The organism is Pseudomonas sp. NY15356 (assembly GCF_048068175.1).
Taxonomy (GTDB): Bacteria; Pseudomonadota; Gammaproteobacteria; order Pseudomonadales; family Pseudomonadaceae; genus Aquipseudomonas; species Aquipseudomonas putida_K.
On the sequence record NZ_JBLUPW010000031.1, the window covers coordinates 19471 to 38098 of the forward strand.

16 protein-coding genes are annotated in these 18628 nt (G+C 64.5%); 10 read left to right on the top strand and 6 right to left on the bottom strand.

Annotation, left to right across the window (positions count from 1 at the left end; translation table 11 throughout):
- Positions 1-80 precede the first annotated feature (80 nt).
- Positions 81-935, top strand: a complete 855-nt coding sequence (locus tag ACNFCI_RS20205) for a D-hexose-6-phosphate mutarotase (RefSeq protein ID WP_084856685.1) — start codon at positions 81-83, stop codon at positions 933-935.
- Here ACNFCI_RS20205 and hexR read toward each other — a convergent pair.
- On the bottom strand, positions 928-1791 hold the full coding sequence (hexR, locus tag ACNFCI_RS20210; protein ID WP_216356234.1) for a DNA-binding transcriptional regulator HexR: 864 nt from the start codon (positions 1789-1791) through the stop codon (positions 928-930). The two genes, ACNFCI_RS20205 and hexR, sit on opposite strands and share 8 nt — an antisense overlap.
- Before the next feature lie 209 nt (positions 1792-2000).
- Between hexR and zwf the strand changes: the two genes are divergently transcribed.
- The 3 genes from zwf to ACNFCI_RS20225 are packed head-to-tail and all read left to right on the top strand — an operon-like array spanning position 2001 to position 4868.
- Positions 2001-3470 carry a glucose-6-phosphate dehydrogenase gene (gene zwf, locus ACNFCI_RS20215; protein ID WP_324814160.1) on the top strand — a complete coding sequence of 490 codons (1470 nt, stop codon included), beginning with the start codon at positions 2001-2003 and terminating at the stop codon, positions 3468-3470.
- Entirely contained in the window at positions 3457-4170 is a 714-nt protein-coding gene (pgl, locus tag ACNFCI_RS20220) for a 6-phosphogluconolactonase (protein ID WP_084856690.1), read from the top strand. Before zwf ends, pgl begins: the two co-directional genes overlap by 14 nt.
- A gap of 17 nt (positions 4171-4187) precedes the next feature.
- Positions 4188-4868 carry a bifunctional 4-hydroxy-2-oxoglutarate aldolase/2-dehydro-3-deoxy-phosphogluconate aldolase gene (locus tag ACNFCI_RS20225; RefSeq protein WP_416768152.1) on the top strand — a complete coding sequence of 227 codons (681 nt, stop codon included), beginning with the start codon at positions 4188-4190 and terminating at the stop codon, positions 4866-4868.
- A gap of 136 nt (positions 4869-5004) precedes the next feature.
- Here the strand turns inward: ACNFCI_RS20225 and leuA are convergent, their stop codons facing one another.
- The 4 genes from leuA to ACNFCI_RS20245 all read right to left on the bottom strand — a co-directional run bounded on the left by leuA (position 5005) and on the right by ACNFCI_RS20245 (position 10287).
- Complete coding sequence (leuA, locus tag ACNFCI_RS20230; RefSeq protein ID WP_084856694.1) at positions 5005-6678, bottom strand: 2-isopropylmalate synthase; 1674 nt, start codon at positions 6676-6678, stop codon at positions 5005-5007.
- A gap of 472 nt (positions 6679-7150) precedes the next feature.
- The gene (locus ACNFCI_RS20235; protein WP_416768153.1) at positions 7151-7978 is read right to left on the bottom strand and encodes a peptidoglycan DD-metalloendopeptidase family protein; all 828 of its coding nucleotides are present in this window, start codon (positions 7976-7978) and stop codon (positions 7151-7153) included.
- Positions 7979-7981: 3 nt separating this feature from the next.
- Positions 7982-9361 (bottom strand): exodeoxyribonuclease VII large subunit, encoded by a 1380-nt coding sequence (gene xseA, locus ACNFCI_RS20240; protein WP_324814146.1) that lies wholly within the window; start codon positions 9359-9361, stop codon positions 7982-7984.
- A gap of 20 nt (positions 9362-9381) precedes the next feature.
- Positions 9382-10287 carry a LysR family transcriptional regulator gene (locus tag ACNFCI_RS20245; protein WP_324814142.1) on the bottom strand — a complete coding sequence of 302 codons (906 nt, stop codon included), beginning with the start codon at positions 10285-10287 and terminating at the stop codon, positions 9382-9384.
- Between the two features lie 97 nt (positions 10288-10384).
- Between ACNFCI_RS20245 and ACNFCI_RS20250 the strand changes: the two genes are divergently transcribed.
- The 6 genes from ACNFCI_RS20250 to tadA all read left to right on the top strand — a co-directional run bounded on the left by ACNFCI_RS20250 (position 10385) and on the right by tadA (position 16993).
- Positions 10385-11140, top strand: coding sequence for a sulfite exporter TauE/SafE family protein (locus tag ACNFCI_RS20250; protein ID WP_368829800.1), 756 nt, complete (start codon positions 10385-10387; stop codon positions 11138-11140).
- Positions 11141-11186: 46 nt separating this feature from the next.
- The gene (locus ACNFCI_RS20255; RefSeq protein ID WP_084856702.1) at positions 11187-11744 is read left to right on the top strand and encodes a sugar ABC transporter ATPase; all 558 of its coding nucleotides are present in this window, start codon (positions 11187-11189) and stop codon (positions 11742-11744) included.
- A gap of 86 nt (positions 11745-11830) precedes the next feature.
- Positions 11831-13300: an IMP dehydrogenase gene (gene guaB / locus ACNFCI_RS20260; protein ID WP_084856704.1), complete on the top strand. Its 1470-nt coding sequence runs from the start codon at positions 11831-11833 to the stop codon at positions 13298-13300.
- 78 nt (positions 13301-13378) lie between these two features.
- Positions 13379-14956: a glutamine-hydrolyzing GMP synthase gene (gene guaA / locus ACNFCI_RS20265; protein ID WP_084856706.1), complete on the top strand. Its 1578-nt coding sequence runs from the start codon at positions 13379-13381 to the stop codon at positions 14954-14956.
- Between the two features lie 175 nt (positions 14957-15131).
- A complete protein-coding gene (locus ACNFCI_RS20270) occupies positions 15132-16514 on the top strand; it encodes a multicopper oxidase family protein (protein ID WP_324814129.1) in 1383 nt (460 codons plus the stop codon).
- Positions 16514-16993, top strand: coding sequence for a tRNA adenosine(34) deaminase TadA (gene tadA / locus ACNFCI_RS20275; RefSeq protein ID WP_416768154.1), 480 nt, complete (start codon positions 16514-16516; stop codon positions 16991-16993). The genes ACNFCI_RS20270 and tadA overlap by 1 nt, the downstream gene beginning before the upstream one ends.
- Before the next feature lie 126 nt (positions 16994-17119).
- Here the strand turns inward: tadA and mltF are convergent, their stop codons facing one another.
- Positions 17120-18577 (bottom strand): membrane-bound lytic murein transglycosylase MltF, encoded by a 1458-nt coding sequence (mltF, locus tag ACNFCI_RS20280; protein WP_196144602.1) that lies wholly within the window; start codon positions 18575-18577, stop codon positions 17120-17122.
- Positions 18578-18628 lie beyond the last annotated feature (51 nt).

Here is an 18628-nt window from a genome sequence, read left to right on the forward strand (position 1 = left end):
TTCCTCGTTTCCACTGGTCCGCAGTGGAAACGAGGCCCGAGCCGAGATAGCGCTATCTCAAACAACAAGAGCTTGGAACCATGCCCGAACATCCGCTACATCGCTTCTTTTGCGCGCAGAGGCCTCGGCCGACGTTCGAGTGGGAGCGTTACCAGCAGCGCGATGTACTGATCATCGACCACCCCCGCTGCCAGGCGGTTTTCAGCCGCCAGGGCGCGCAGCTCCTGCACTTTCAGCCAACGGGCGAACGGCCCTGGTTGTGGTGCGCCGAGCAGTGGCCGCAGGTGGGGGCGATTCGGGGTGGCGTGCCGGTGTGCTGGCCTTGGTATGGGCGTCACCCGAGCGAAGACCTGTGGCCGGCCCATGGCTGGGCGCGGTTGCTCGACTGGAAGCTCATGGACAGCCATGAGGACGAGGAGGGCGTGACCCTCACGTGGCGCCTGCAGCTGTGCGACTGGCAGGTCGACCTGCATGCCCGGTTGGGCCAGCGCATGGAGCTGAGCCTGACCACCGAGCACCAGGACAGTGAGCCGTGCCAGCTGAGCCATGCGCTGCTGGCCTATTGGCGTATCAGCGACGTTGCGCAGATAGCGCTGTCCGGGCTCGAGGATATCGAAGGTTATGACCGCTTGAATCGCCAGGCCTGCCGCGAGGATGGCGCGCTGAAGCTCAAGGGCGGGTGCCAGAAGGTCTACCCGGGCACGCCTCGAGTGCAATTGCAGGACCCGGCTTGGCAGCGCGAGCTGTGCATCGATACCGGTGACAGCGACGATACCGTGGTCTGGCACCCGGGGCGTCGGCCGTTGGTGGGTGTCAGCGGGCGCGAGTGCCAGCGTTTCGTCTGTGTCGAAGCGGCCAGCGGCAGTGGTGAGGGGCTGAGCCTGGCGCCCGGGCAGCAGGCCCACCTGAGCCTGCAGGCGCATCGGCTCAGCTGAGTTCGTCGTCCTCGACGGGGTAGCGGCTGGCGTTGAGGCTTTCCTTGATCTTGCGCAGGTGTGGCTGGAAGTCCACGCCCCGGCGCAAGGTCATGCCGGTGGCCAGTACGTCGAGCACGGTGAGCTGGATGATCCGCGAGGTCATCGGCATGTAGATGTCGGTGTCTTCGGGCAGCGGGATGTGCAGGCTCAAGCTGCAGGCCTTGGCCAGGGGCGAGCCGGCGGCGGTCAGGCCGAGCACCGAGGCGCCGTTCTCGCGTGCGACGCGGGCCACCTCGACCAGTTCGCGGGTGCGCCCGGTGTAGGAAATGATCACGAACAGGTCGCCCGTATGGGCCACCGAGGCCAGCATACGTTGCATCAGCACGTCGGCGTGGGCCGACACGGCCAGGTTGAAGCGGAAGAACTTGTGCTGGGCGTCGAGGGCCACCGGGGCCGAGGCGCCCAGGCCGAAGAAGTGGATCTGCCGGGCCTGGATCATCATGTCCACGGCACGGCTGACCTGTTGCGGGTCGAGCTGTTGGCAGGCGCTGTCCAGCGAGGCGATGGCGCTGCCGAAGATCTTCTGGGTGTAGGCGGCCGGGTCGTCGTCGGGCTCCACCGCGCGGCTGACGTAGGCGGCGCCGCTGGCCAGGCTCTGGGCCAGCTGCAGCTTGAGCTCGGGATAGCCGCTGACGCCGAAGGAGCGACAGAAGCGGTTGACCGTCGGCTCGCTGACCTTGGCGGCCTGGGCCAGGGCGGCGATGCTGAAGCGGGTGGCTTGTTGCGGGTTGAGCAGGATGACTTCGGCGACTTTGCGTTCGGCCTTGTTCAGCTCGTCGAGGCGTCCCTGGATCTGTTCCAGGAGGTTTCGCACGCGGTCCATGGTATGTCCTTGGGTCGGGAAGACAGCCGGCTGATGGAACAGCGGGCCGTTTGCACGGTGTCTATCGTACTGTCGGTGCCAGTGTCGCACCACTTGTCTGTGGTATTTGTCGGTAATGTTGTAGTTTTTACTACATTAGCCCTTGAAAACTGCGTTTGAAAGCGATATTCCTAGGCCAACTTTAGGAAAGAACCAACATCATGGCTGCGATCAGTGTAGAACCTTGCACCTTTGCCCTGTTTGGCGCCTTGGGCGACCTGGCATTGCGCAAGCTGTTTCCCGCGCTCTACCAGCTCGACCGGGCTGGCTTGCTGCACCCCGATTCCCGCCTGCTGGCATTGGCTCGCGAAGCGGGCGAGGGCCAGCAACACCTGGCCACCATCGAGGCCCACCTGCGCCGCTTCGTGCCCGATACCGATATCGAGCCTGGCGTACTGGGGCGCTTCCTTGGCCGGCTGAGCTACCTGCGTCTGGACTTCCTCCAGGCCGAGGGCTATCAGGACCTGGCCGGGCAGGTGGCGGCGGACCTGCCGCTGATCGCCTATTTCGCAACGCCTGCGGCCGTGTATGGCGCGATCTGCGAAAACCTGGACAAGGCCGGCCTTGCCGAACGCACCCGCGTGGTGCTGGAAAAGCCCATCGGCCATGATCTGGAGTCCTCGCGCCGGGTCAACGATGCCGTGGCGCGTTTCTTCCCGGAGAATCGTGTCTACCGCATCGACCATTACCTGGGCAAGGAGACGGTACAGAACCTGATCGCCCTGCGTTTTGCCAACAGCCTGTTCGAAACCCAGTGGAACCAGAACTCCATCTCCCACGTGGAAATCACCGTGGCCGAGAAGGTAGGCATCGAAGGCCGCTGGGGCTACTTCGACAAGGCCGGGCAACTGCGCGACATGATCCAGAACCACCTGTTGCAGCTGCTGTGCCTGATCGCCATGGACCCGCCCAGCGACCTGTCCGCCGACAGCATCCGCGACGAGAAGGTCAAGGTGCTCAAGGCGCTGGCGCCGATCACTGGCGAAGCGTTGACCACCCGTGTGGTGCGTGGCCAGTACATCGCCGGCTACAGCGACGGCAAGCCGGTGCCGGGCTACCTGGAAGAAGACAACGCCAACGCCCAGAGCGACACCGAGACCTTCGTCGCCCTGCGCGCCGACATTCGCAACTGGCGCTGGTCCGGCGTGCCGTTCTACCTGCGTACCGGCAAGCGCATGCCGCAGAAGTTGTCGCAGATCGTCATCCACTTCAAGGAGACGCCGCACTACATCTTCGCCCCCGAACAGCGTTTGCAGATCGGTAACAAGCTGATCATCCGCCTGCAGCCGGACGAAGGTATTTCCTTGCGGGTGATGACCAAGGAGCAAGGCCTGGACAAGGGCATGCAATTGCGCAGCGGGCCCTTGCAGCTGAATTTTTCCGACACCTGGCGCAGCGCACGCATCCCGGATGCCTACGAGCGTCTGTTGCTGGAAGTGATGCGCGGCAACCAGAACCTGTTCGTGCGCAAAGACGAAATCGAATACGCCTGGACATGGTGCGACCAACTGATCGCCGGCTGGAAGAACGCCGGGGACGCCCCCAAGCCCTACGCGGCCGGTTCCTGGGGGCCGATGAGTTCGATCGCCCTGATCACTCGCGATGGGAGGGCTTGGTATGGCGATATCTGACCTGCAATTGCCGGCGACCGTGAAGGTGCATCAGCTGGCGGACTCCAATACATTGGCGGCCTCGCTGGCCCGGGACGTGGCCGAGCGGCTGCGTCAGGCCATCGCCAGCAAGGGCCAGGCCTGTGTGGTGCTGTCGGGCGGGCGTAGCCCGGTACCGTTTCTCGAGAAGCTGGCCACCGAGGCGCTGGATTGGGCAAAAGTCACGGTCAGCCTGGCCGACGAGCGCTGGGTACCGGTCGAGCATGCCGACAGCAATGCCGGCCTGCTCAGGCGTCACCTGTTCAAGGGCGCAGCGGCCAAGGCCCGCTTCATCGGGCTGTACCGCAACGCGGAAAACCTGGAGGCCGCAGCCGAGCAGGCCGACCAGGCACTGGCCGAACTCCCCCCGATCGATGTGCTGGTCCTGGGCATGGGCGACGATGGCCATACGGCCTCGCTGTTCCCGGCCAGCCCCAACCTGCACGACGGCCTGGACCTGGCCAGCGAGCGTCGCTGCCTGCCGATGCTGGCCCCGAGCGTGCCGCGCCAGCGCCTGAGCATGACCCGCGCCTTGCTGGCCAAGGCCGCCTTCACCGTGCTGGCGGTGCAGGGCCAGGGCAAACTCGATACCCTGCGCGCCGCCTCGGCGGGCGAAAACATTACTGAAATGCCGATTCGCGCCTTTCTTCACGACCCCCTGGACATCTACTGGTGCCCATGAGCCAAGGACCCACTGTCATGACCACCCTTGAACGACCACAGCCTTTGCTCTCGATGGCTGAAAAAGCCGCGAGGATCGACGCGATCTGCGAACAGGCGCGCATCCTGCCGGTGATCACCATCGCCCGTGAGGAGGACATCCTGCCTCTGGCCGACGCCCTGGCCGCCGGCGGCATCCGCACCCTGGAAGTGACCTTGCGCTCCAAGCATGGCCTCAAGGCCATCCGTGTGCTGCGTGAGCAGCGCCCAGAGCTGTGCGTCGGTGCCGGCACGGTGCTCGACCGCGAGATGTTCGCTGCGGTGGAGGCGGCCGGTGCACAGTTCGTCGTCACCCCGGGCATCACTCCGGACATCCTCGAGGCCGGCGTGCAAAGCGATATCCCGCTGCTGCCGGGCATCAGCACACCCTCGGAAATCATGATGGGCTATGCCCTGGGCTACCGTCGCTTCAAGCTGTTCCCCGCGGAGATCAGCGGCGGCGTGGCGGCGATCAAGGCCTTTGGCGGCCCGTTCGGCGATATCCGTTTCTGCCCCACCGGTGGCGTCAACCCGGCCAATGTCCGCAATTACATGGCCCTGCCAAACGTAATGTGCGTAGGCGGCACCTGGATGCTCGACAGCAGCTGGGTGAAGAATGGCGATTGGGCGCGGATCGAAGCGTGCAGTGCGGAGGCAATAGCGCTGTTGGACGCCAACTGAATTTGTTGTGTGCTTTACGGCTTGTGGGGCGCTTGGTCGGCGCCCCTTTTTTTTGCCTGGAATTCTTGCAGTGCCTGTACCGGCCAATAAAAAAGCCCGCATCGAACGATGCGGGCCTCGATCACTGCGTGACAGCTTACGCCGCCTTGGCAGCCTGCTGGCTCAGCGAGCGGTTCAGGGCGCTGAACAGTGCCTTGAAGCTGGCAGTGGTGATGTTCTCGTCGATGCCCACGCCGTGTACCGGGCGGCCACCGGCCACGCGCAGTTCGATGTAGGCCGCGGCCTTGGCGTTGGTGCCGGCGCCGATGGCATGCTCGTTGTAGTCCATGATCTCGACCGCGATCGGCAGACCGGCGACCAGTGCCTCCAGCGCGCCGTTGCCCTTGCCGCGCCAGTGCAGCGTGGTCTCGCCTTCACCGGCGACTTCCACTTCCACGGCGCTGTGGCCGTTCTCTTCCTGCAGGCGGTGGCTGACCAGCGCATACGGCGTGTTGGCCTGGAGGTATTCCTTGTGCAACAGGCTGTAGATCTGCTGGGCGGTCATTTCCAGGCCCAGTCGATCGGTCTCGCCCTGTACCACTTGGCTGAACTCGATCTGCATGCGGCGCGGCAGGCTGATGCCATATTCCTGCTCGAGCAGGTAGGTGATGCCGCCCTTGCCCGACTGGCTGTTGACGCGGATCACCGCCTCGTAGCTGCGGCCGATGTCGGCCGGGTCGATCGGCAGGTACGGCACTTCCCACAGCTCGCCGTCCTTCTGCTTGGCGAAGCCCTTGCGGATGGCGTCCTGGTGCGAGCCGGAGAACGCGGTATGGACCAGGTCACCGACGTACGGGTGGCGCGGGTGTACGGGCAGCTGGTTGCATTCCTCGACCACCTTGCGCACGCCGTCGATGTCGGAGAAGTCCAGTTGTGGGTCGATGCCCTGGGTGTAGAGGTTCAGCGCCAAGGTCACCAGGTCGACGTTGCCGGTGCGCTCGCCGTTGCCGAACAGGCAGCCTTCGGCACGGTCGGCGCCGGCCATCAAGCCCAGCTCGGTGGCGGCGATGCCGGTGCCACGGTCATTGTGGGTGTGCAGGCTGATGATCACGCTGTCGCGGCGGTTGACGTTGCGGCAGAACCACTCGATCTGGTCGGCGTAGACGTTCGGCGTCGACACTTCGACGGTGGCCGGCAGGTTGAGGATGATCTTGTGCTCAGGCGTCGGGTTCCATACCTCGATCACGGCGTCGCAGACTTCCTTGGCGAATTCCATCTCGGTGGCGCTGAAGGTTTCCGGCGAGTACTGGAAGGTCCACTGGGTGTCCGGCTGCTGGGCGGCGTACTTGACGAACAGCTTGGCCGCGTTGACCGCGATGTCCTTCACGCCTTGCTTGTCCTGGTTGAAGACGATGCGGCGGAACGACGGGCAGGTGGCGTTGTACAGGTGCACGATGGCCTTCTTGGCCCCGCGCAGGGACTCGAAGGTACGGGCAATGAGGTCTTCACGGGCCTGGGTGAGCACCTGGATGGTGGTGTCGTCCGGGATGTGGCCATCTTCGATCAAAGTGCGCACGAAGTCGAAATCGGTCTGCGAGGCGGACGGGAACGCGGCCTCGATTTCCTTCACGCCTACCTGCACCAAGGTCTTCCAGAAACGCAGCTTTTTCTCCGAGTCCATTGGCTCGATCAGCGACTGGTTGCCATCACGCAGGTCGGAACTGCACCAGATCGGCGCTTGGGTGATGGTCTTCGACGGCCAGGTGCGGTCAGGCAGGTCGATGGTCGGGAACGCGCGGTATTTCTTCGAAGGGTCTTTGAGCATGGTCATGGAAGCAATCCTTTAGTGTGCGGCCGTGATCGGGCCTGCCGAACGTAACGAGATGAAAAGGCGAGGCGACGCGATTCACCCTGGTAGTCGTGCACTGACCAGGCAGAGGCTGCGGTGTTGGCGGAGCAGAATGAGGGTGTTGGAGGTTTTCATGCCTCAACCCTAACCAGTGGGGTGAGGGATGGCAAGCCTTCAGGAAAAATTGATAGAAATGCTCAAAAAACTCATTGTTTCGAGATTTTATCGCTCGCTTTTCTGAAAAGTCCGGCGTTGCTTGCGCGGTCTTTGCAAAGGCGCGCTAACGGTGTTCGTTGGGCCGCCTCAATCTCGGTGGGAGCTGGCGACAGCCTGCGATGGGCTGCAAAGCAGCCCCAAGCCCTCAAACGCTGGATCCCCCAGACTCAAGGGGCCGCTTTGCGGCCCATCGCAGGCTCCGCCAGCTCCCACGAAGCAAGCGGAGCCTGGGCTGTATTCAGGGCTGGAAGGCGCCGATGAAGATCGCCGGGTCGACCCGTGCGTCGTTGAGGCTGACGTTCCAGTGCATGTGCGGCCCGGTCGCCCGCCCGGTGGCGCCCACGCGGCCGACCACCTCGCCGCGGCGTAGCGTCTGCCCCGGCTTCACGTCGATCTTCGACATATGGCAGAACATGCTGATGAACCCCTGGCCGTGGTCGACGAACACGGTGCGGCCATTGAAGAAATAATCGCCCACCAGGATCACCTTGCCGTTGGCTGGGGTCTTGATCGGCGTGCCGGCTGGCACGGCGAAGTCCAGGCCGGCGTGAGGGTTGCGTTCCTCGCCGTTGAAGAAGCGGCGCACGCCGAACTTGCTCGACAAAGGGCCGGTGACCGGCTTGTCGAGGATCAGGTTGCTCGGCAGGGTGGGGCTGAAGCTGCGATAGGCCTTGATCTGTTCGGCCAGTTCCCGGTCGATGCGCTTGAGGTCGGCAGGGTTGGGGTTGACCTGGCGCTTGTTCTTCAGGGTGATGTGCTGCTCGGGGTACTTCTTGCTGCCAACGGTGAAGGGCAGGGTGCGCGAGCCTTGGGTGACGACGGCCGGGCCGGGTTTCTGGGTCAGCGGAATGCCGACAATGGCCAGCCAGTTGCCCTGTTCCTGAACCACCAACACCGGCTTGCCGTCGAAACGTGCGCTGGGCGCGGTGGCGGCGGGGCCGAGGTCGACCACTGCCACGCCGCCGGGTACCGGCTTGTTCAGCTGGCGGGTGATGTAGCTGGCTTGGGCATGGGTGCCGAGCAGCAGCAGGGAAAGAGCGAGCAGGGGCGCGAGCAGGCGGGGCATGTATCAGTCCAGTAGCGAAAGGGTGACCGGGGTCTGGTGGTTGTCCTCGACCCTCACCTTGAGCTCGCCTTCGTTCAGGCGTGCGGTCAGGCGTTGGCCGTTGTGGGTCTGGGCGGCGCTGCGGATGGCCTGGCCGCGCTCGTCGAGCAGGATGCTGTAACCGCGCGCGAGGGTGGCCAGGGGGCTGACCACCTGCAAGGTCTGCAGCTGGGCCTGGAAGCGTTGGCGGCGGTCCTTGAGCACCTCGCGCATGGCCCGTGGCAGGCGTTCGGCGAGGGCGTCCAGGCGCTGGCCGAGCAGCTTCAGCGCCCGGCCTGGATGTTGGGCTGCCAGGCGCGTGTCGAGGCGGCCCAGGCGTTCGTGGCGCTGGTTCAGGGTGAGCATGAAGGCACGCCGCAGGCGCATGTCCAGGTCATCCAGGCGCTGGGCCTGTTGGCGTAGACGCTCGCCGGGGTGGCGCAGGCGCCGGGCCAGGCCGTCCAGGCGCAGTTGGTCGTGGGCCAGGCGGTTCTTCATGCGCAGCAGCAGGCGCCGCTGCAGGCTGTCGAGGCGTTGCTGCAGGCCGCTGCTGTCAGGTGCCAGCAGCTCGGCGGCGGCCGAGGGCGTCGGCGCGCGCACATCGGCGACGAAGTCGCTGATCGATACGTCGGTCTCATGGCCCACGGCACTGACGATGGGCGTCACGCAGGCAGCCACGGCGCGGGCCACATCTTCTTCGTTGAAGCACCAGAGGTCCTCCAGCGAACCACCGCCGCGGGCCAGGATCACGGCGTCGTAGCCTTGGCTGTCGGCCAGGCGCAGGGCACGGACGATCTGGCCGATGGCCTCGCGCCCCTGAACGGCGGTGGGGATCAGGTTCAGTTCGACCTGCGGCGCGCGGCGGCGGAACACACTGATGATGTCGCGGATCACCGCGCCTGTGGGCGAGGTGACGATGCCGATGCGTTGCGGGTGGGCCGGCAGCGGCTTCTTGCGTTCGGCACTGAACAGGCCCTCGGCACCGAGCTTTTCCTTCAGCGCCTCGAAGGCCAGGCGCAAGGCGCCATCGCCGGCCGGCTCGACGGTGTCGAGGATCAGCTGGTAGTCGCCACGCCCCTCGAACAGCGAGACCTTGCCACGCACGCGCACGGCCAGGCCGTCGCGCAGGGCCTGGCGCACACGCGCGGCATTCTGCCGGAACAGTGCGCAGCGCACCTGGGCGCCGCTGTCCTTGAGGGTGAAATACATGTGCCCGGAGGCCGGGCGGGCGAGGTTGGAAATCTCGCCTTCCACCCAGACACTGCGGAACACATCCTCGAGCAGCACGCGGGCGCGGCCGTTGAGCTGGCTGACGGTGAGGACCTCGCGGTCCAGGCCGAGTCGTTCGAAGGGGTCTCTGATCATGGCGGGCATCATAAAGGACATCACGCCTGGTTGTCTGTGTTGGCGCTCGCGCCTTGCATCGCCGAGATGAATTGTCGCACCAGGTCTCCTGCACCTCGTCGACATGCCAGGGCCACGGTGCTCTGGCAAGGCTCATCCAGCGGTACGAAGTGCACCGAGGCTGGCGCAATGTCGCGCATGCAGGACGGCAACAGCGCCACCCCGAAGCCGGCCTGGATCAGTTGCAGTTGGGTGGTCTTGCGCGACACGACCTGTGCGGCGCGTGGAAAGAACCCTGCCGCCATGCACAACGAAGCGGACAGATAGCTCAGCCCCCCTCGCTGCCGGTGGGGAATGGAGATAAAGCGCTCGTCCCGCAATCGGTCCAGGCCGACCTGCGTGGCGTTTGCCAGTGGATGGCCTGCCGCGACGGCCAGCAGCAATGGCTCGCTGAACAGGGTATGGGTTTCCACGTCCTGGTGCTGGCGCAATACGGGCAGGCGAAGCAGGCCGACCTCCAGACGTCCTTTGGCGATATCGTCCAACTGCGCTTCCGACGATTGCTGGGCGATCTCCAGGGAAACCCCTGGGTTGGCTTCCAGATAACCGCCCAGACGCTCGAGCAGCCGTCCGGTCAAGGGTACGGTGCTGGAGTGATTCAGGCGCAGGCTACCGCGCAAGCCTTGGCCAATCTCCTGGGCCAGGCGTTCGGCCTTGTCCAGGTCCGCCAGCAGGTGCCGGACGCGGTCGAGAAACGCCAGCCCGGCCTCGGTCAGGCGTGGCTGGCGGGCGGTGCGTTCGAACAGCGGCGTGCCAAGCTCCTGCTCCAGCTCCTTGATCTGCCGGCTCAAGGCCGATTGGGCAACGTACAGCCGCTCGGCAGCCGCGCTGAAGCTGCCGTTCTCGGCAATTTCCACGAAGTAGCGCAGTTGGCGGATGGAGGTCATGGCATGCCTTTTCGAGATGGCTAAGGGTGAAAAAGCATATTAGTCGGCATGGCTCATGGCTGGCTAACCTGTCTGCGTCTTGTCAGGAATCGTGTCCATGCTCGTCCAACTGCCCTTTTCCGGTCTTGATTGGTTGCCCATCCTGCTGGGTGTTGGCATCGCCTACATTGTGTTTGGCATCGCCGGCTTCGGCACCGCCTTGGTGGCGGGGCCGATACTGATTCATTTCATGCCGTTGTCGCAGATCATCCCGCTGCTGGTGCTGCTGGACTTCGTGGCAGCGTTCGGCAACTGGTTACCCTCGCGCAGGGCGGTGGCGCGCAGCGAGCTGTTGAGGTTGTTGCCGTGCATGGCAGTGGGCTGCACCCTGGGCGTGGTCTTCCTGCTGCACTTGAAGTCGGACGTTCTCTTGTTGCTGATGGGGCTGTTCGTGACGGGGTATGCGCTGTATGGCCTGGCGATAAAGGCGCGGCCCGCGCGGCTGGCAGGCGCCTGGGCAGTGCCGATGGGCACGGTGGGTGGGTTGTTCGGTGCCTTGTTCGGCAGCGGGGGCTTTCTTTATGCGATCTACCTCAATGCCCGGCTGGACTCCACGGAGCAGGCGCGGGCGACCCAGAGCGCGCTGATCAGTTGCAGCACGGTGGTGCGCCTGTCGCTGTTTGTCATCGCCGGGGCGTATGCCGATGCCCACCTGTTGTGGCTCGCGGCCTGCCTGCTGCCGGTGATGGCTGTCGGGCTCTGGCTAGGCCGGCACTTGACCTCGAAGCTGTCCCGTGAGGCCTTCGTGCGCGTGGTCACCTGGCTGGTGCTGGCCAGCGGGCTGGCGCTGATCGGTCGCTACCTCGGCGGCTGAGCGGTAGAATCTCATCATTACCGCAGTCCGCAGGCCCGTTTCGTTCATGAACACCCAGAGCATCATCGTTCCCAAACTCTCCACTGTCCCGGTCCACGAAGCCCGCGCCCGGGCGATCCTGCGCTGGCTGGTGCGCGAGAAGATCGTCGAGGAGCCGCTCAGCACCTGTGGCCGCACCGGCAACCGCATGGGGCATGCCCTGGCCGAAGGTGCGCGCAAGGTGGCGCTGCACCCCGAGCGGCTACCCTTCGGCGAGCAGGTCAACGGCCTGGAGGTGATGCTCAAGCGCTGCATCTATACACCCACCGAGGGCTTTCTCGAAGAGGCCGGTTGCCCCGAATGCCGGCGTGAAATCGGCGAGCCGCTGTTCGAAAGCCTGGAAGAGTGGATGCCCGGGGTGACGGACAACTTCACCTGCCCGCTGTGCGGCTTCGAGGACGACATCAACGGCTTTCTTTTCCTGCAGCCATGTGCCTTTTCCAACCTGGGCTTCATCTTCAACAACTGGGGCGAGGCCGGGTTCACCCAGGCCTTTCTCGACAGCTTCGCCGACTGGCTGGACCAGCCAGTGGCGGTGGTGCAGGTGAAACTGCCGCAAGGCTGACCGAAGGCCCTTATTTTGCATTGAGCGGCGCGCCGTGGATGAGTATAATGGCGCGCTTCCATTTTTCCCGCCCGGGAGCCCCCGCGATGCTGCGTATCAGCCAAGAAGCCCTGACCTTCGACGATATCCTCCTTGTACCTGGCTATTCCGAGGTACTGCCCAATGAAGTCAGTCTCAAGACCCGTTTGACCCGCGGCATCGAGCTGAACATCCCGCTGGTCTCCGCCGCCATGGATACCGTGACCGAAGCGCGCCTGGCCATCGCCATGGCCCAGGAAGGCGGCATCGGCATCATCCACAAGAACATGACCATCGAGCAGCAGGCTGCCGAAGTCCGCAAGGTCAAGAAGTTCGAGGCCGGCGTGGTCAAAGACCCGATCACCATCGACGCCGACGCCACCGTGCGCGACCTGTTCGACCTGACCCGCCTGAACAACATCTCGGGTGTTCCGGTGCTGGAGAACGGCGACCTGGTCGGTATCGTCACCTCCCGTGACGTGCGCTTCGAAAGCCGCCTGGACGCCAAGGTGCGCGAGGTGATGACGCCCAAGGAACGCCTGGTCACCGTGCGCGAAGGCGCCGACAAGAACGAAGTCCGCGAGCTGCTGCACAAGCACCGCCTGGAAAAAGTCCTGATCGTCGACGACAAGTTCAACCTCAAGGGCATGATGACCGTCAAGGACATCGAAAAAGCCAAGGCCTACCCGCTGGCCAGCAAGGACGACCAGGGTCGCCTGCGCGTCGGCGCCGCGGTCGGCACCGGCAAGGACACTGGCGAGCGTGTTGCCGCCCTGGTTGCTGCCGGCGTCGACGTGGTGGTGGTCGACACCGCCCACGGCCACTCCAAGGGCGTGATCGACCGTGTTCGCTGGGTCAAGCAGACCTACCCGCACGTGCAGGTGATCGGCGGCAACATCGCCACCGGCGCCGCTGCCAAGGCCCTGGCCGAGGCCGGTGCCGACGCGGTCAAGGTCGGTATCGGCCCAGGCTCGATCTGCACCACCCGCATCGTCGCCGGTGTCGGCGTGCCGCAGATCAGCGCCATCGCCAACGTCGCCGCCGCATTGGAAGGCACGGGTGTGCCGCTGATCGCCGACGGTGGCATCCGCTTCTCCGGTGACCTGTCCAAGGCCATCGTGGCGGGCGCCTCGTGCGTCATGATGGGTTCGATGTTCGCCGGTACCGAAGAGGCCCCGGGTGAGGTCGAGCTGTTCCAGGGCCGCTCCTACAAGGCCTATCGCGGCATGGGCTCGCTGGGCGCCATGGCGCAGGCCCAAGGCTCCTCGGACCGTTACTTCCAGGACTCTTCGGCCGGTGCCGAGAAGCTGGTTCCGGAAGGCATCGAAGGCCGCGTGCCCTACAAAGGCGCCCTGGCGGCGATCATCCACCAGCTGATGGGCGGCCTGCGGTCCTCCATGGGCTACACCGGCAGCGCAACCATCGACGAGATGCGCACCAAGCCGGAATTCGTGCGCATCACTGGTGCCGGCATGGCCGAGTCCCACGTGCATGACGTGCAGATCACCAAGGAAGCGCCAAACTACCGCGTAGGCTGAGGCTTCCAGCAACACCTGTTAGCGGGGCTGTCATGACAGCCCCGCGTCGTTTCCGATTTCCACTGACGAGATTGAGTCATGGCCCTCGACATTCACGCTCACCGCATCCTGATCCTCGATTTCGGTTCCCAGTACACTCAGCTGATCGCCCGCCGCGTGCGCGAGATCGGCGTCTACTGCGAACTGCACCCGTTCGACATGGACGATGAAGCGATCCGTGCCTTCAACCCGCGCGGCATCATCCTCGCCGGCGGCCCGGAGTCCGTTCACGAAGCCAACAGCCCGCGCGCGCCGCAGGCCGTCTTCGACCTGAACGTACCGCTGCTGGGTATCTGCTACGGCATGCAGACCATGGCCGAGCAGCTGGGCGGCAAGGTCGAAGGTTCCGACCTGCGCGAGTTCGGCTATGCCCGCGTCGACGTGGTCGGCAAGAGCCGCCTGCTCGACGGCATCGAAGACCATGTCGACGATGACGGCGTACTGGGCCTGGACGTGTGGATGAGCCACGGCGACAAGGTCACCCAGATGCCGGGCAGCTTCAATATCCTGGCCAGCACCCCGAGCTGCCCGATCGCCGGCATGTTCGACGATGCCCGTGGCTACTACGGCGTGCAGTTCCACCCGGAAGTGACCCACACCAAGCAGGGCGGTCGCATCCTGTCCCGCTTCGTGCAGGACATCTGCGGCTGCGAGGCCCTGTGGACCCCATCCAACATCGTCGAAGACGCCATTGCCCAGGTGCGCGAGCAGGTCGGTTCGGCCAACGTCCTGCTGGGCCTGTCCGGCGGTGTCGACTCCTCGGTGGTTGCCGCGCTGCTGCACCGTGCCATTGGCGACCAGCTGACCTGCGTCTTCGTCGACAACGGCCTGCTGCGCCTGCACGAGGGTGACCAGGTGATGGCCATGTTCAAGGAGAACATGGGCGTCAAGGTGATCCGCGCCGACGCTGAAAAGCAGTTCCTCGACAACCTGGCCGGCGAGACCGACCCAGAGAAGAAGCGCAAGATCATCGGCCGCACCTTCATCGACGTGTTCGACGCCGAGGCCAGCAAGCTGGAGAACATCCAGTTCCTCGCCCAGGGCACCATCTACCCGGACGTGATCGAGTCGGCCGGCGCCAAGAGCGGCAAGGCCCACGTGATCAAGTCGCACCACAACGTCGGCGGCCTGCCGGAGGAAATGAACCTCAAGCTGGTCGAGCCGCTGCGCGAGCTGTTCAAGGACGAAGTCCGCAAGATCGGCCTGGAGCTGGGCCTGCCGTACGACATGGTCTACCGCCACCCATTCCCGGGCCCGGGCCTGGGCGTGCGTATCCTCGGTGAAGTGAAGAAGGAATACGCCGACATCCTGCGTCGCGCTGACCACATCTTCATCGAAGAACTGCGCAAGGCCGACTGGTACCACAAGACCAGCCAGGCGTTCGTGGTGTTCCAGCCGGTGAAATCTGTCGGCGTCGTCGGCGATGGCCGTCGCTACGCCTGGGTCGTGGCCCTGCGCGCCGTCGAGACCGTGGACTTCATGACCGCTCGCTGGGCACACCTGCCGTACGAGCTGCTGGAGACCGTCAGCGGCCGCATCATCAACGAAATCGACGGTATCTCGCGCGTCACCTATGACGTGTCGAGCAAGCCGCCGGCCACCATCGAGTGGGAATGAGTTGAGCCACAAGGGCGCCGCAAGGTGCCCTTGTCGTATCTGGCGTCGCGACACAAGGCCGCGCCCATAAAAGGCACTCTTCACTTAATCTTTCTCAATTGCAGGTGTATCGTATTCGCCCTTCATTGCCAGCCCACTGGCAGACTGATTGCGCAGAAACGAGGTACCCGCACCGATGTCCTTTACCCGTCGACAAATGCTCAAGGGCCTGACCGGCCTGGTGGTGGTTGGCCTGGGCGCGGGAGGCGCCGCGCGGTACTGGCTGGGCAAGGTCGAGGACGAGAATGCCGGGCATGACTATGAACTGATCGCCGCGCCCCTGGACGTCGAACTGGTACCGGGCTTCAAGACCGAGGCCTGGGCCTTTGGCCCCTCGGCTCCGGGCACCGAGCTGCGTGTGCGCCAGGGGACCTGGTTGCGGGTGCGCTTCATCAACCACCTGCCGGTGGAAACCACCATCCATTGGCACGGCATCCGCCTGCCGCTGGAAATGGACGGCGTGCCCTACGTGTCGCAGCTGCCGGTGAAGCCTGGCGAGTTCTTCGACTACAAGTTCCGCGTGCCGGATGCCGGCAGCTACTGGTATCACCCCCATGTCAGCAGCTCCGAGGAACTGGGGCGCGGCCTGGTCGGGCCGTTGATCGTCGAGGAGCGCGAGCCTACCGGGTTCAGGCATGAGCGCACCTTGAGCCTGAAGAACTGGCACGTGGATGAGCAGGGCGCCTGGCTGCCCTTCAGCATCCCCCGGGAGGCGGCGCGCAACGGTACCGCCGGGCGCCTGATCACCATCAATGGCCAGGCAGGGTCGGTCACCGAGTTGCCGGCCGGGCAGGTGGTGCGGGTGCGGTTGCTGAACCTGGACAACACCTGGACCTACCGCATCAACCTCAAGGGCAACTGCGAGGCCAGGATCTACGCACTCGACGGCAACCCGATCACCCCACGGCCGCTGGACGACGACTACTGGCTCGGCCCGGGCATGCGGATCTGCCTGGCCATTCGCATCCCTGAAGCGGGCGAGGAAATTTCCCTGCGCGACGGCTTCGTGCGCCTGGGCACCCTGCGCTCGGTGGCAAGCCACGAGGCACCGGGTGATTGGCCCGAAGCGTTGCCTGCCAACCCAATCGCCGAGCCGGACCTGGAGAACGCCGAGAAACTCAACTTCAATTTCGAGTGGGCCGGCAAGGTTTCAGTGGGTACCGAGAACGGCCGGCCGCCGAGCCTCTGGCAGATCAACGGCCAGGCCTGGGACATCACCGACAAGACCTGTGCCGAGCGTCCTATCGCCACCTTGACCAAGGGCAAGAGCTACATCCTGGAACTGAAGAACATGACCCAGTACCAGCACCCCATCCACCTGCATGGCATGAGCTTCAAGGTGATCGCCTCCAATCGACGCAAGATCGTCGAACCGTGGTTCACCGACACCTACTTGCTGGGCAAGAACGAACGGGCCCAAGTCGCCTTGGTGGCGGATAACCCTGGCACCTGGATGTTCCACTGCCACGTGATCGACCACATGGAAACCGGCCTGATGGCCGCGATCGCGGTGGTCTGATGCGCCCGCAGATCATCGATCGCAGCCGCGACCAGGAATTCATGCGCCTGGCCCTGGACCTGGCCGCCCAGGGCGCCGCCATGGGTGAAGTGCCGGTGGGTGCGGTGCTGGTGCAGCACGGCCAGGTGATCGGCCAGGGTTTCAACCGTCCGATCAACGACAGCGACCCCAGTGCCCATGCCGAGATGGTGGCCATCCGCGCGGCGGCCAAGGCCGCCAGCAACTACCGGCTGCCAGGCAGCACCCTCTACGTGACCCTGGAGCCGTGCAGCATGTGCGCCGGTTTGATCGTGCATTCGCGCATCGCCCGGGTGGTGTATGGAGCGCTGGAGCCCAAGGCAGGGATCGTGCAGAGCCAGGGGCAGTTCTTCAGCCAAGGCTTTCTGAACCATCGGGTGATGTTCGAGGGAGGAGTGTTGGCCGAGGAGTGCGGGCAGATACTCAGCGAGTTCTTCAAGGCCAAGCGCGCCAAGGGCTAGCGCGCCCCTGTAGGAGCGGCCTTGTGCCGCGAAAGGGCTGCGCAGCAGCCCCAGTCCGGTGCAGGCGCATGAATCGCTGGGGCCGCTGCGCAGCCCTTTCGCGGCACAAGGCCGCTCCAGAAGGGCCTACATCGGCGGCGACTGTTCCGCCGGCTTGTCCTTGTTGACCCCGGGCACGTGCAGGTTGCCTTCGGCCACCTGGCCTTCGAGCTGCGGCTGGGTCACCCAGGTGAGGATGTCGTAGTAGCGGCGGATGTTGGCCACGAAGTGCACCGGCTCGCCGCCGCGGGCATAGCCGTAGCGAGTCTTGCGGTACCACTGCTTCTGCGACAGGCGCGGCAGCATCTTCTTCACGTCCAGCCATTTGTTCGGGTTCAGCCCCTCGCGCTTGGCCAGCATGCGCGCGTCCTCCAGGTGGCCGCTGCCGACGTTGTAGGCGGCCAGGGCGAACCAGGTACGGTCAGGCTCCTTGATGCTGTCGTCGAGCTGGCTCTTGACCAGCACGAAGTACTTGGCGCCACCCTGGATGCTCTGCTTGGGGTCCAGGCGGTTGGACACGCCCATGGCCTGGGCGGTGCGTTGGGTGAGCATCATCAGGCCGCGCACGCCGGTCTTGGACGTGACTTCCGGTTGCCACATGGACTCTTGATAGCCGATCGCTGCCAGCAGGCGCCAGTCCACCTGCTCGACCTTGCTGGAGGCGCGGAAGTGCTTTTCATATTTGGGCAGGCGTTGCTGCAGGTGCTGGGCGAAGGTATAGGCGCCAACGTAGCCGAGCACGTCGACATGGCCGTAATAGCGCTCCTTCAGGCGTTGCAGGGTGCCGTTCTTCTGCGCCTTGTCGAGGAACTCGTTGACCTCGTTGAGCAGGCTGTTGTCCTCGCCGGGCGCCAGCGCCCAGCGCTGGTCACGGGAGTCGCCCAGGTCGAATGCCACGCGCACGTTGGGGAAGTAGACCTGGTTCATGGCCAGCTCGTTGGAATCCACCAAGGTCAGGTCGATTTGCCCTTCATCGACCATGCGCAGGAGGTCGACGACCTCGACCGCATCAGACTCTTCGTATTCCAACGTAGGATTTTGCTTTTTCAGTTCAGCCAGCTGATCGGCATGGCTGCTGCCCTTGAGCACCATGATTTTCTTGCCGATGAGCCCCTTGACGTTGGTGGGCCGGGAGCGGCCGTTGCGGTAGATGACCTGCGGGGTCACCTCGAGGTACGGATGGGAGAACTTTGCCTGGGCAGTGCGCTTTTCGCTGCTGACAAGGCCTGCGGCGGCCAGCACCGGGCCTGAGGGCTTGCCCAGCTGGTCGAACAGTTCATCGAGGCTGTCGGCCGTCTCGATTTCCAGTTTCACGCCGAGATCGTCGGCGAAACGCTTGACAAGTTCGTACTCGAAGCCGGTTTCGCCGTTGCGGTCCTGGAAGTAGGTGGCCGGGCTGTTGCGGGTAATTACGCGCAGCACGCCGTCTTCCTTGACGCGTTCTAGGGTGCTGGGTTTTTCAACACAGGCACCGAGCATCAGGAAGAGTCCGGTTGCGAAGAGCCATCTGGCGCAGCGCTGGCGCAAAGCAGTGTGGGCGAACATAGGTTGCAGTATACGCAAAGGACTGGCCCCGCCATATCTCGACAATATACG

Excerpts from the sequence above, each read along its gene's own strand:
- pgl (WP_084856690.1), top strand. The coding sequence starts at position 3,457 with ATGGCGATATCTGACCTGCAATTGCCGGCGACCGTGAAGGTGCATCAG.
- leuA (WP_084856694.1), bottom strand. The coding sequence starts at position 6,678 with ATGACCATGCTCAAAGACCCTTCGAAGAAATACCGCGCGTTCCCGACC.
- xseA (WP_324814146.1), bottom strand. The coding sequence starts at position 9,361 with ATGATCAGAGACCCCTTCGAACGACTCGGCCTGGACCGCGAGGTCCTC.
- ACNFCI_RS20255 (WP_084856702.1), top strand. The coding sequence starts at position 11,187 with ATGAACACCCAGAGCATCATCGTTCCCAAACTCTCCACTGTCCCGGTC.
- tadA (WP_416768154.1), top strand. The coding sequence starts at position 16,514 with ATGCGCCCGCAGATCATCGATCGCAGCCGCGACCAGGAATTCATGCGC.
- guaB (WP_084856704.1), top strand. The coding sequence starts at position 11,831 with ATGCTGCGTATCAGCCAAGAAGCCCTGACCTTCGACGATATCCTCCTT.
- ACNFCI_RS20270 (WP_324814129.1), top strand. The coding sequence starts at position 15,132 with ATGTCCTTTACCCGTCGACAAATGCTCAAGGGCCTGACCGGCCTGGTG.
- ACNFCI_RS20225 (WP_416768152.1), top strand. The coding sequence starts at position 4,188 with ATGACCACCCTTGAACGACCACAGCCTTTGCTCTCGATGGCTGAAAAA.
- ACNFCI_RS20205 (WP_084856685.1), top strand. The coding sequence starts at position 81 with ATGCCCGAACATCCGCTACATCGCTTCTTTTGCGCGCAGAGGCCTCGG.
- ACNFCI_RS20250 (WP_368829800.1), top strand. The coding sequence starts at position 10,385 with ATGCTCGTCCAACTGCCCTTTTCCGGTCTTGATTGGTTGCCCATCCTG.
- ACNFCI_RS20235 (WP_416768153.1), bottom strand. The coding sequence starts at position 7,978 with ATGCCCCGCCTGCTCGCGCCCCTGCTCGCTCTTTCCCTGCTGCTGCTC.
- zwf (WP_324814160.1), top strand. The coding sequence starts at position 2,001 with ATGGCTGCGATCAGTGTAGAACCTTGCACCTTTGCCCTGTTTGGCGCC.
- mltF (WP_196144602.1), bottom strand. The coding sequence starts at position 18,577 with ATGTTCGCCCACACTGCTTTGCGCCAGCGCTGCGCCAGATGGCTCTTC.
- ACNFCI_RS20245 (WP_324814142.1), bottom strand. The coding sequence starts at position 10,287 with ATGACCTCCATCCGCCAACTGCGCTACTTCGTGGAAATTGCCGAGAAC.
- guaA (WP_084856706.1), top strand. The coding sequence starts at position 13,379 with ATGGCCCTCGACATTCACGCTCACCGCATCCTGATCCTCGATTTCGGT.